The sequence below is a fragment of the Klebsiella sp. HC6 genome, assembly GCF_022605325.1.
Lineage (GTDB): Bacteria > Pseudomonadota > Gammaproteobacteria > Enterobacterales > Enterobacteriaceae > Klebsiella > Klebsiella terrigena.
Map to the genome: position 1 here is coordinate 802,990 of NZ_CP093276.1, position 11,503 is coordinate 814,492.

An 11,503-nucleotide genomic window follows, 5' to 3' on the forward strand; every position below is an offset into this window, starting at 1 on the left:
CCGCAGTCTCTCCCCTTTATTTTTACTGAAGAGCAGACAGAAACCATAAATACCGGCTTTGACATGCCGGGGAAGTCCTTATAGTACAATAATTTTCGATATCCAAACTGACCCCATTAAGAGTTATCCAGCATGTATGTCTCTTCAATCAACGATTAGTACGGAGACTCATACTAAACTGGAAATAAATCTCATAATAGCGCTTAAGCCGGAATGACTAGCGCTGTCCGGCAAATAGTCGCGGATGATTCAAGATCCACTTAATAAGTGGATCTTGATAGCATCCTGTTAGTAAACCGCTTGTTTTATAAGTAAAATTCCTTTGGCGGGTGTGTAATATTCAGTAGGCTGGCCGGTTATTTCACGCAGCACCTCAGTGACAATACTATTGACCATTCCCGTCAGTTTAAGCAATTCGGCAAAAGTTTCATTCTTGTCAATTATCTTTCTGGTGCCATTTGGAACGTAGAGCAGCATTGCAGCATTAGGGTTCTGTGCAAGATAATTTAGCCATCTGTGAGTCTCTACAAGGACAGCCAGCTCGTAGTATTGGCTATGTCGGAGATTGTTACCATCTGCGTGGTACATCAGCGAGGCAATATCATAACTACTGAGTTCAATTTTAGTACCCTCAGCTTCACTATCCGCTTTTAGTGTCTTAAGAAAACGAATAGACTTACGCAATCCTCCATTACATTGATCGCATTTGTCTTTAATTCGTTTGATGTGGAGGAAAGGTAGGTTGTAGATACGTTGACGTGTGTTTTTATCTATAATAGTGACCCCACGTTGATCTACATCTTTAGTATGTTGGTACTCTTTGGTATCCCACCAGATGCTTGGCACCACATCCACTTCTCTCTGCAAAGACCCTCCCGTTATTCTCAAAGATTTGGCGTTGTTGTCATCAACATCTGCCGCAGGGAAAGTTGCTTTCAGGGCATCCCTAGCGGCATCCCTGAGTTCAAGGATGACATCCCCATCATTTTTGTTCGTAGGGGTGTAGCGGCCAATACCGTCGCTATCATAAATAAGCATCTGAGTGTCTATAATCAGCAGATCCACATCACTGAAACTTTTAATATGAATATCCAGTGGTACAGAGCCTTGGACACGAAACTCCAGATTAAGATCTAATTTCTTTACCAGTTGGTTCTCAATACGCTTGGCAGTTTCAAAAGAAATTTCGGTATAGCGGTTATCAACCGGTTGCATGGCACCTATAACATAGCGGGTTGCAGAATCTTGTTTTCCCCTGGTTTCCCAACTTTCATTTAAATCCAGGAAACCTTCTAGCAAAGCATAGTTTTCCAGTCCATCAATCCTCTGGTTACTGATTGACTCTCTGGCTACGTTTAATTGATCGAATGTCCCTTTACGACGAGACTTCATGCGTTCAATTCGCGCACTAAATGAATTAGACATTGTCGATCCTAGTGATTGTCATTGTTCCGTAAGTAGCCCGGCCTTGACCGTTAAAATAATGGCCTTCAGCAGATTTGAGTCCGTCGTCGAACCTGAACTCTGCGAATCCAACATGTGAAGTCAGGTGTTCTTCACCTGTCTTGGGTTGGTTGCGGTAGTTATAAAGCAGCTGGTAACCAATTCCCTCGTCATGAATGATGGAGGCTGTCACACTATCCGAATGCGATGATTGAGTTTTCAGATGAATTCTGACTTTGTCCCATGACTGGACAATTCTCAGCTCACCTTCCCAGGGTTTACCACCTTCAGATCGGGTATGGCCTTCAACATTCCAGCGGCCTGCAAGATTTGGCACACATAAAAATTTCCCGAGGTAGGTGTTATGCCAGAGATTTTTATCAAACCATGTATACAACCCCATGTAGATCCCACCGGCGCTAATAAGTGAAAAAACTGAGGCAGGTATGTGGCTGTTAATGTGAAAGTTTTTCAGCCATTCGATTAGTGTGAGTGCTAGTAAAATCAGAACGAACGATATAACTGAGGCAACAATGGCAATATATCGGCCGACTTTACTGCGGTTAAAACCGCAAATCACAATGTACTCGTGACTTTTCATGAAATGGCGTCCAAGTGAGATGAAAACTAAAAAAACTATATATAGGTAATTTTACTATATCAAACCCTAGATATGGATGGATTGACAGTTATTTCTCGGTATGGTTATCAGAACGAGTTTTAAGTAGATCTGGAAGAAGATACATCCAGATTTCAGTCAGATACCGCCATCGTCATGTCAGCAGGAACCGGATTGATTTCCTCGTTTCATAGCGGTCAGGCTTGCCTGAAAATGATACCTTCGCAGGGAATGTTGATTGAGCTGGGCGGTGTCATTTTTCTGTTTATAGGCGGATTACTTGCAACCCTTGGCTGGCAGTGGCCGTTTTTGCTTCATCTTTTTGCCTAGGTTCTTCTGGTTATGCAGCTGGCGTTTGTGCCGTAACAATTGTCCTCTGGGACAGAAAACATGAATGAAAACGCCGGAGAAAGCGAATCGGTGAGTGCGACTCGATTAGCGCCTGTGCTTTTTGCAGCCCTGCTGTCCATGATTTGCTTCTTCACCAGCATTATCATCATTCCGCAGGTGTTTAGCTGCATGGCTATTGGGGCAGCAGAAACCGGATACTTTCTGTCGTTTATCTCACTGGTCGCCGTCGGGGCTGCTGCGATGATGCCGCGCCTCATAGCGCGTTTACGTGAGTACGGAAATCTGTACACGGCGTTTAGCTGCTACGCTGCCGGACATTTCATATTTTCATTCGCTGATAATGTAGTGTTCTACATCGCTGGCGGGGTTTTAATGAGTTGTGGGTTTGGTCTGTCGGTGCCGCTTGTGAATCATATGACAGTCGAGCAGAGTCACGCTCGCGTCCGGGGACGTAACCTTGCCTGGCTTTCTATGGCTATATTCTCCGGCCAGTTTTTATCATCATTCATGGAAATCATCCTAGGAGATTCATCAGTCGTCTTCCGGGGGACCGCGACAATTGCGGTGGCGGTAATTGTCGCTCTCATGGTGATACACCGGAAACGTCGCTTTAAAACGGCATAACGTCTGTCAGTATCAGCAACGCCGACATTGCTGAGCCGGCTTAGTCTGGTGCGGGTACTGAGGGTGCAAATGTCCGCTCTTGGCACGAAGCGGACATACATCACAAGCGCCGTACATACGCTCTATAAAACAACTGCTCCGGCGCTGCGGTACCAAGGGCGAATCCCGGAGTGCTTTACTCAAAAATGAAACGGTGCTTATATGTTCTGGCTTCAGCTTAAATAATTAATCGGGCCTGCAATATACGGGGCCTGCTCAGTGTCTTTGCCGTAAAGGATTAGGTATGGAAATTGAAATTAATTGCTGTAATAACATCGATAAAGCAAATATAACTCTGGCAGAAAAAAAACTAAATATTAAATTTGCGCCTAACGGCACCGGAAAAAGCACCATTTCCCGCGCGATTCAGTGTACGGTAAACGGGGATGAACAGGGTCTCAGCGACCTGCTTCCGTTTAGATACCGTGGTTCTAATCCCGATGCAGTACAGCCTAGGGTAACTGGTGTCGATGGCCTGCAAAACGTCATGTGCTTTAATGAAAAATATGTCGATCAATTCACTTTTCAACCAGACGAGTTAGTAAGTAATAGTTTTGACATCTTCATCAAAAGTGAAGCGTATCACGAGACAGAACGCGAAATCGAAGCCATGGTCGTGGCCATACGGCAGCAGTTTGCTGATAACGTCGGGCTTGAAGAATTCATCACGCACCTGGGGGAACTCAGCGCCGCATTTAAGCTGAGTAGTACCGGGATTGCAAAAACGTCTACCGGTATGAAAGGCTTATCCGCTGGCAACAAGCTTCAGCACATTCCCGACGGTTTGGAATCTTATAAGCCGTACATCCAAAGTAAAAGCAGCGTAGAGTGGATCGAGTGGCAGACCCGGGGGTATGAGAAATTCTCCGCGCTATCCGACGGCTGCTGTCCGTTCTGTACTGGCGACTCCCGTGAAAAGGCCGAGCAGATTAGCCGCGTCAGCGCGGAGTATGATAAGGCTGTCATTAAAAACCTGATCGGCCTGATCGGCGTGCTAGATAAACTCGGCGAATATTTTTCAGAGCCTGCCCGTGCCCGCCTCGCTGATATTACAACCCTAAAAAGTGGGCTGGAAAAACAGCACGAAGAATATCTCGTGACAGTGAAGAAGCAGACAGACAGCCTGATAAATATGCTGAATACCCTTAAGACTCTTAACGGCTTTACGTTCAGCGCTTCAACCAACGTCAAGGCTGCACTGGAAGCCTGTCGCCTAGACGTGAAGTTTTTCCCGGAGCTGCAGTCGGATAAAACGGCCCGCACCGTAGCCAGTCTCAATACCTCTTTAGACGACCTGACGACGCAGGCCGGACGCCTGCAGGGTCAAATAAATAAGCAGCGTCAGGGCATGCAGAAGCTGATCCTCAAGCATAAAACCGATATCAATACCTTTCTGGCTTACGCAGGCTATCGTTATCAGGTGGATATCACTGGGGAAGGCGATAAATGTCGGCTGAAACTGCGCCACGAAGACTTTGAAGGCTACGTCAGCGGCGGCAGCCAGCATCTCAGCTACGGTGAACGCAACGCCTTTGCCATTGTTCTGTTTATGTATGAATGCTTAGCCAAGAAGCCAGGCCTGATCATTCTTGACGACCCGATTTCATCGTTTGATAAGAACAAGAAATTTGCCATCCTGGAGATGCTGTTTCGCCGCAATACCGGTGAGTGCCTGAAAAATGAAACGGTACTGATGCTGACTCACGATGTTGAGCCTATTATTGATACACTGAAGTCCGTCAGGAAGCTGTTCAGTAATCTGGTTACGGCCTCACACTTGCACTACAGCGCAGGCTGCATCACCGAGCAGCTCATCGGTGAAAGTGATATCCGCACTTTTGCTCAGATCTGCCAGTCTGTCACTGACTCTGATAGTGAAGACATCATCAAGTTGATCTATCTTCGCCGACATTATGAAATTATGGACGACCTCGGTGATGCCTATCAGGTGCTGTCAAACCTTTTTCATCACCGTGAAACGCCCATCGACACCCGTGAACCCGTTGTGCAGGGAGTGGGACATCCTGAAATGTCCGCAGAAAAAGTTGCCTTCGGCTGCCAGGCAATCGCCGATCGCATTCCCGGCTTTGACTACCAGGCCACTTTCGTTCAGCTCACCGACCCGGATCGTATACGTGCGCTTTATCTGCTCTGCCGTAATGGCTACGAGAAACTGCAGGTGTTCAGGTTGCTTCAGACCGGACTCGAGAACGCAGTAATACGTAAATTCATGAATGAGACCTACCACATTGAAAATGAATTTATCTGTCAGCTGGATCCTGCCCGGTTTGATCTCATTCCTGAATATGTCATCAGGGAGTGCGACGCGCTTATACTTCCTCCTCCACCGGCAAATGACGATGCGCTGGAAGAAATTGCCTGACCTGTCGGAGGCGCGAGTATATTAATGCGCTTCAGTTTTCAGTGCGGCTCCAGTCAGGGCCAATAACCACCAGCAGGCGATTACGGTCTGTTACCCGGACCGTTTTCCCCTACCGCAGCGACCTGATGAGCTTCCGGCCTCGCGGCTGGGCCTGACATTCAGAGTGCTGACTGTACCAAGGCAGCGCCACCTCAAGGGAGCAGGAAGGCGACAGGATACATGATCTTGCACGGTAATCGGATGCATTACGGTAAGCAATTCCATCACATGAAGATAAACAATGAACCATCCTGAAATTCACGTCAAAGACTGGATTGATGTGGGCAATCGTGAGTGTGTGGTGCAACGACTTCTTCCTCCAGTGTCTCCCGTCGGCGTCTGTATTGTTGTTCTGAATAAAACCAAACCGACCACCCGGATCGCTGGTTGGAAAGGTGAAAAGTGGTACTTCATGCCCAGCCATGACTTTGGTGGCTATGCAGATGAGTATGATCCCTGTGTACGTGAACTGAAACGGGGCCGTCGCTGACCCCACGAGGTAATGTAGTGCAACTGCGTTTAGGCCAGACTACACGTCACAACACAAGGGCTGCATTCTGATGTTGACCATAACGCATTGTGATGTAGCAATGTCCGCTTTTGGCACGAAGCAGACAAACTAGATTATCCGTGGCTATTCAATAAGCTTGCAAAGCAAGGTTTCTCCTTCATGAGGTGGCCTGCTCACTTCGCTTTATCTGGTGATAGTGAACCATCAGGTATTTATTACATACAAGGGAAGGGGGCAGGTTTCATTATTAAAAGGTTAATTATTAAGGTTTTAATAAATTAATGATGAAACAACTCACCAAAGTAATGAAAAACTAAGGTGAGTTGGAATTACACAAGCTCTACTTATCAAAATTCATTCGGGTTATTCTTCAGCTATGTGAAATACCATGTCCTGAAGAACATGACTTACATGGTGATCCATTATGCTATAAAATATGTACTTACCCTTTCTCTCTCCGCGAACAAGCCTTGCACTTCGTAACAACCTCAGATGATGACTGACCAGAGATTGTGATAACTGGAGCGACTCAGCAATGTCGCCTACAGAGACCGAACCACGCATACAGTAAAGCAGGATTCGTAGTCTTGACTGGTCCCCCAGTAGATGGAAAATCTCGGAAAGTTGCCCAATGTCGTTTTGCGAGAGCATTGATAGATCTGGCTCCGCGACATGATCTGTCGCGGAACAGTCTTGTATGTTGCCGCAATCTGATGTGCTGGACATTATGATTCTCCCTCCTAAATTGATAGTGCATCACCAGAGGCCTGATTAATGTTTGTGGCCTGGACTAGAATGGTTATGCTTTTTTCCGTGTTCGTGTTCGTGTTCGTGTTCGTGTTCGTTACGCAGTTTTGTCGGTGAAAGGCTGCATGTATTATCGTTTTGATCGTAATTCCAGTCGATTCCCACAGTTGCATGTTCTATTTTGAACTGCTCATAAAGTTCTTGTTTTACAAGCTTCACAACGTCTTTTACGTCCACATCTTCCTTGACTCTTACTTCCAGTGTTGCCATCGTCCGACCTGAGGTTATTTGCCAGACATGAATATGACTTACGGCTGCTAAGCCCTTAACAGAACTGATTAGTCTCTGTTCCACCTTGTCTGGGGAGGCATCTTCAGGCGCTCCTTCTAACAGGATGTGCAGCGATTTTGCTAATAATTTCCAGGCACTACGTAAAACCAGTGCTGCGACAAGAACGGAAAGTATTGGGTCAATCGGTGTCCAGCCCGTGTAGTAAATGACAATAGCGGCGACAATAGCGCCAACAGAACCCAATAGATCACCCATCACATGTAAAATAGCACCTTTGACATTAACATGATCGGTCTCACCACGGGTCATGATCCATAATACCAATATGTTGACCAACAATCCTGCAATGGCAACGATCAGCATTGGGCCTGCCAGTATAATTGGTGGAGCTTGTAACCTTTCCCATGCCTCATATGCAATCCACGCCACAATAGCGAAGAGTGTCAGGGCATTAAAGAATCCCGCGATGACTTCAAATCGCAAATATCCAAAGGTTCGTTTGCTATCAGCAGCTCGACGGCCAAAACGGAATGCCGCATAAGCCAGCGCCAAAGCTACTGCATCTGTAAGCATGTGGCCTGCATCTGCCAGCAATGCTAATGAGCCAGAAAGTATCCCTCCAACAGCTTCGACCACCATAAATGTGAATATCATGAGGAAGGAGATAAGGACTTTACGCTCGTTTGCACTGGTTACTGCTGGAGTATGGTCATGCTCGTGATCATGTGATTGTGACATAGGGCCTCAAGCGGTTGGTTATACATGATGCCTTCAATATAACATATGAATATGTGTTCATGTAAAGGGTTTTTATATCCATTCCTTCCACGGCATCGGCATGTTCAAAATAATGCGCTTGACCTTCCCACGATGGTAAGCCTTAAGGTTGTTCTTTATCTGACCATAACGATGAGAAATACATCATGAGCATTCAAAAAAAACAGCATTCTAATGATGGTGAAACTCAAGTCAGCTTGCCCATTGAGGGAATGACTTGTGCAAGCTGCGTTGGACGAGTTGAAGCCGCTCTGGCTAAGGTTGAAGGCGTACAAAACGTAAGCGTTAACCTTGCAACAGAGCGTGCAGATATCCGCCTAAATGCATTCGTTAATCGTATGGCGTTGGTTGAAGCAGTTGAAAAGGTTGGTTATGAGGTTCCTCAAGCTTCTGTAGAGTTATCAGTTCAGGGCATGACATGTGCATCATGCGTAGGGCGTGTCGAAAAATCGCTCCGAGCGGTTAAAGGTGTAAAAGAAGCCACTGTTAATTTAGCGACTGAAAGAGCTACTGTACGTGGAACCGCAGGAGTTGATGACCTCATAACTGCTATCGAAAAAATCGGTTATGAAGCCAGCCTGGTTGATAACCAAAGCCAGAATAATGATAGTGCCGCAGAAAAAAAAGATGCTGAAAAGGTTGCGTTGAAGAAAGATTTAGTTCTGGCGACCGTACTTGCGTTACCAGTATTTATTCTGGAAATGGGGTCGCATGTGATACCGGGAATGCATCAATGGATAATGGATACCATTGGGCTCCAGGAAAGCTGGTATCTCCAGTTTGTATTAACATTGCTGGTGTTGGCTATTCCGGGGCGGCGCTTTTACCTGAAAGGTATTCCCGCGTTATTAAGACTTGGCCCAGACATGAACTCTCTCGTCTCCGTCGGGACTCTCGCTGCATTCGGTTATTCAATGATTGCGACCTTTGCTCCAGGTCTTTTGCCTCAAGGTACCGTCAATGTGTATTACGAAGCTGCTGCGGTAATCGTCGCTCTTATTCTTTTAGGACGATTTATGGAGGCGCGAGCTAAAGGTCGAACGTCTGAGGCTATCAAGCGTTTGGTTGGATTGCAGGCCAAAGAGGCGCATGTGCTGCGTAACGGCATTGTCATCGATATTCCCATTAGTGATGTAGCCCTTGATGACATTATCGAAGTTCGACCAGGTGAGCGGATACCTGTTGATGGTGAGGTGAGTGAAGGAACAAGTTTTGTCGATGAATCGATGATAACGGGGGAGCCTATCCCCGTCGAGAAAGTTCCCGGAAGCTTAATGGTTGGCGGGACTGTTAACCAGAAAGGAGCATTGAGGTTGCGTGCAACAGCCGTTGGTGGCCAGACGATGTTGTCACAAATAATCAGAATGGTAGAGCAAGCCCAGGGCTCTAAACTACCTATACAAGCCGTGGTCGATAAGGTGACATTATGGTTTGTTCCTGTGGTGATGCTGGCAGCGTTGTTAACTTTCCTTGCCTGGTTAACATTTGGGCCATCACCGGCCCTGTCTTTCGCACTGGTTAATGCCGTGGCTGTATTGATCATTGCCTGCCCATGTGCAATGGGATTGGCTACCCCAACCTCTATCATGGTAGGTACTGGGCGTGGTGCAGAAATGGGGATCTTGTTCCGTAAGGGAGAAGCTCTGCAGTTGCTTAAAGATGCCAGGGTTGTCGCTGTAGACAAAACAGGTACTTTGACTGAAGGGCGCCCAGTAATGACAGACCTGGAGTTGGCCGAAGGGTTTGAGCTTGACTTAGTATTAGCAAAAGTTGCCGCTGTTGAATCACGTTCGGAACATCCTATTGCCCGCGCTATCGTTGAAGCTGCTCTAGGAAAAGAGATATCGCTGCCAGCGTTGACTGAGTTTGATTCAATTACTGGGATGGGCGTCAGGGCTACCGTAGACGGAGAGCGCGTAGAGGTCGGGGCCGATCGATTTATGCGTGAGTTAGGCTTGGATATCGAGTATTTTTCAAAGACTGCGATACGCCTTGGAAACGAAGGAAAATCGCCACTCTATGTTGCTATTGATGGACGTCTGGCTGCCATTATCGCAGTCGCTGACCCTATTAAATCAAGTACGCCGATTGCCATAAATGCATTGCACCAACTGGGGCTCAAAGTCGCAATGATTACCGGTGACAATGCCAATACAGCAAATGCGATTGCGAGACAGCTTGGTATTGATGAAGTGGTTGCCGAAGTGTTGCCAGAAGGGAAAGTTGAAGCAGTTCGTCGGTTGAAGGAGTCTTACGGTAAGGTCGCTTATGTTGGTGATGGCATTAATGATGCCCCAGCTTTAGCCGTGGCAGATATTGGGCTTGCAATTGGTACAGGTACCGATATAGCGGTGGAATCTGCTGATGTTGTCTTAATGTCCGGCAACCTACAGGGTGTGCCTAATGCTATTGGATTGTCTAAGGCAACCATAGGTAACATCAGGCAAAATCTTTTTTGGGCGTTTGGTTATAATGCCGCATTGATCCCTGTAGCAGCAGGCCTGCTGTACCCTGCCTATGGATTGCTGCTTTCACCAATCTTTGCTGCAGGCGCGATGGCGCTATCCAGTGTATTTGTCCTGGGCAACGCACTTCGTTTGCGTCGGTTCCAGCCTCCGCTGGCAGAAGACTCTGAGCACTAAGAAAAGGGGAGCTATGAACATTGGTAAAGCATCGAACGAATCAGGAATCTCCGCAAAGATGATTCGCTATTACGAGCAAATTGGTCTGATTCCTGCTACTGGCCGTACCGAAGCGGGCTACCGTGATTATGCACCCAATGATGTCCATCGTCTGATTTTTATCCGCAGTGCGCGCGATCTTGGTTTTTCTCTTGAAGAGATAGCCGATTTGCTCAAGTTATGGAATGACAAATCTCGCCAGAGCGCCGATGTTAAACGTCTGGCACAAGAGCATATGGATGATTTAGAGCGACGTATGGAAAATATGCGACGAATGGCAGATACACTCAGAGCTCTGATCAAAAGCTGTGCTGGGGATGAGCGAGTTGAATGCCCAATACTCCAGACATTAATGACCGCTGATGCTAAAAGCCATCCCGGTAAGAGAGAAGGGGCAGTGCAACGTCGTTCTCGTGGTAACGAAATGGAAAAAGCCTGACCCCTTATTTTAAGGGCATGATGGCGTAGCACAAAGCTGTATGGGCTTGTGTTACGCCATCAGTCTAATCAACTTATAAGCGCACACCACTAATGCACACCCCCCAAGTGGTCAGTTGGTACGGTTAAAGGAAGATCACCATTCTCTTCATCAGCAGTCAATTTCTGTACTATCCCGCATTCGTCCACGCTCCGGTCTGAGCTGCAATAGTTATTAAGTTCTTTGAGTTGTATTTCCAGGGCTATTAATTCTTTAATACGATGCTGAACATGAGTGAGATGGGCACTGATTATTGCATCAATGGGGCCACAGTCTTTACCGTGATTATTCATTGCCAGTAGCAATGCACGTATTTCCTCATGGGTCATATCAAGAGAGCGGCAGCGTCGGATAAATAATAACTTTTCCAGATGAGTATTGTTGTAACGGCGATAGTTATTTTCAATATCTCTTAATGGAGCCTGAAGTAATCCTTCTTTCTCATAGTACCGAATAGTTTCCACCGGACAATCCGCCTTACGGGCCAATTCACCAATTTTCATGCCTCCCCCCTTATGCG

General features: G+C 46.7%; 10 protein-coding genes. 5 read left to right on the forward strand and 5 right to left on the reverse strand.

The features are described from left to right. Positions 1-288: 288 nt before the first annotated feature. Both MMW58_RS03955 and MMW58_RS03960 read right to left on the reverse strand, forming a co-directional pair. Complete coding sequence (locus MMW58_RS03955; protein WP_009654824.1) at positions 289-1,425, reverse strand: nucleotidyltransferase family protein; 1,137 nt, start codon at positions 1,423-1,425, stop codon at positions 289-291. Next, the gene (locus MMW58_RS03960; RefSeq protein ID WP_016154438.1) at positions 1,418-2,044 is read right to left on the reverse strand and encodes a Cap15 family cyclic dinucleotide receptor domain-containing protein; all 627 of its coding nucleotides are present in this window, start codon (positions 2,042-2,044) and stop codon (positions 1,418-1,420) included. The genes MMW58_RS03955 and MMW58_RS03960 overlap by 8 nt, the downstream gene beginning before the upstream one ends. Before the next feature lie 408 nt (positions 2,045-2,452). Between MMW58_RS03960 and MMW58_RS03965 the strand changes: the two genes are divergently transcribed. The 3 genes from MMW58_RS03965 (at position 2,453) to MMW58_RS03975 (ending at position 5,988) form a co-directional block, all read left to right on the forward strand. After that, positions 2,453-3,037 (forward strand): MFS transporter, encoded by a 585-nt coding sequence (locus MMW58_RS03965; RefSeq protein WP_009654820.1) that lies wholly within the window; start codon positions 2,453-2,455, stop codon positions 3,035-3,037. 283 nt (positions 3,038-3,320) lie between these two features. Then, the gene (locus tag MMW58_RS03970; protein WP_009654821.1) at positions 3,321-5,459 is read left to right on the forward strand and encodes an AAA family ATPase; all 2,139 of its coding nucleotides are present in this window, start codon (positions 3,321-3,323) and stop codon (positions 5,457-5,459) included. A 280-nt stretch (positions 5,460-5,739) separates the two neighbouring features. After that, on the forward strand, positions 5,740-5,988 hold the full coding sequence (locus MMW58_RS03975; RefSeq protein WP_016154436.1) for a hypothetical protein: 249 nt from the start codon (positions 5,740-5,742) through the stop codon (positions 5,986-5,988). A gap of 384 nt (positions 5,989-6,372) precedes the next feature. Here MMW58_RS03975 and MMW58_RS03980 read toward each other — a convergent pair whose 3' ends face one another. Both MMW58_RS03980 and MMW58_RS03985 read right to left on the reverse strand, forming a co-directional pair. After that, entirely contained in the window at positions 6,373-6,735 is a 363-nt protein-coding gene (locus MMW58_RS03980) for an ArsR/SmtB family transcription factor (RefSeq protein WP_016154435.1), read from the reverse strand. Between the two features lie 45 nt (positions 6,736-6,780). Next, complete coding sequence (locus MMW58_RS03985) at positions 6,781-7,785, reverse strand: cation diffusion facilitator family transporter (RefSeq protein ID WP_053390103.1); 1,005 nt, start codon at positions 7,783-7,785, stop codon at positions 6,781-6,783. A 185-nt stretch (positions 7,786-7,970) separates the two neighbouring features. Here MMW58_RS03985 and MMW58_RS03990 point away from each other — a divergent pair, with 185 nt between their 5' ends. Next, complete coding sequence (locus MMW58_RS03990; protein WP_009654818.1) at positions 7,971-10,466, forward strand: heavy metal translocating P-type ATPase; 2,496 nt, start codon at positions 7,971-7,973, stop codon at positions 10,464-10,466. 13 nt (positions 10,467-10,479) lie between these two features. After that, complete coding sequence (gene cueR / locus MMW58_RS03995; protein WP_016154433.1) at positions 10,480-10,944, forward strand: Cu(I)-responsive transcriptional regulator; 465 nt, start codon at positions 10,480-10,482, stop codon at positions 10,942-10,944. A gap of 89 nt (positions 10,945-11,033) precedes the next feature. On the opposite strand, the gene MMW58_RS04000 is transcribed toward cueR, so the two are convergent. Continuing rightward, the gene (locus MMW58_RS04000) at positions 11,034-11,486 is read right to left on the reverse strand and encodes a Cd(II)/Pb(II)-responsive transcriptional regulator (RefSeq protein WP_009654812.1); all 453 of its coding nucleotides are present in this window, start codon (positions 11,484-11,486) and stop codon (positions 11,034-11,036) included. Positions 11,487-11,503: the final 17 nt, after the last annotated feature.

Coding starts and splice junctions, on each gene's coding strand:
- MMW58_RS03955 (WP_009654824.1), bottom strand. CDS start 1,425: ATGTCTAATTCATTTAGTGCGCGAATTGAACGCATGAAGTCTCGTCGT.
- MMW58_RS03960 (WP_016154438.1), bottom strand. CDS start 2,044: ATGAAAAGTCACGAGTACATTGTGATTTGCGGTTTTAACCGCAGTAAA.
- MMW58_RS03965 (WP_009654820.1), top strand. CDS start 2,453: ATGAATGAAAACGCCGGAGAAAGCGAATCGGTGAGTGCGACTCGATTA.
- MMW58_RS03970 (WP_009654821.1), top strand. CDS start 3,321: ATGGAAATTGAAATTAATTGCTGTAATAACATCGATAAAGCAAATATA.
- MMW58_RS03975 (WP_016154436.1), top strand. CDS start 5,740: ATGAACCATCCTGAAATTCACGTCAAAGACTGGATTGATGTGGGCAAT.
- MMW58_RS03980 (WP_016154435.1), bottom strand. CDS start 6,735: ATGTCCAGCACATCAGATTGCGGCAACATACAAGACTGTTCCGCGACA.
- MMW58_RS03985 (WP_053390103.1), bottom strand. CDS start 7,785: ATGTCACAATCACATGATCACGAGCATGACCATACTCCAGCAGTAACC.
- MMW58_RS03990 (WP_009654818.1), top strand. CDS start 7,971: ATGAGCATTCAAAAAAAACAGCATTCTAATGATGGTGAAACTCAAGTC.
- cueR (WP_016154433.1), top strand. CDS start 10,480: ATGAACATTGGTAAAGCATCGAACGAATCAGGAATCTCCGCAAAGATG.
- MMW58_RS04000 (WP_009654812.1), bottom strand. CDS start 11,486: ATGAAAATTGGTGAATTGGCCCGTAAGGCGGATTGTCCGGTGGAAACT.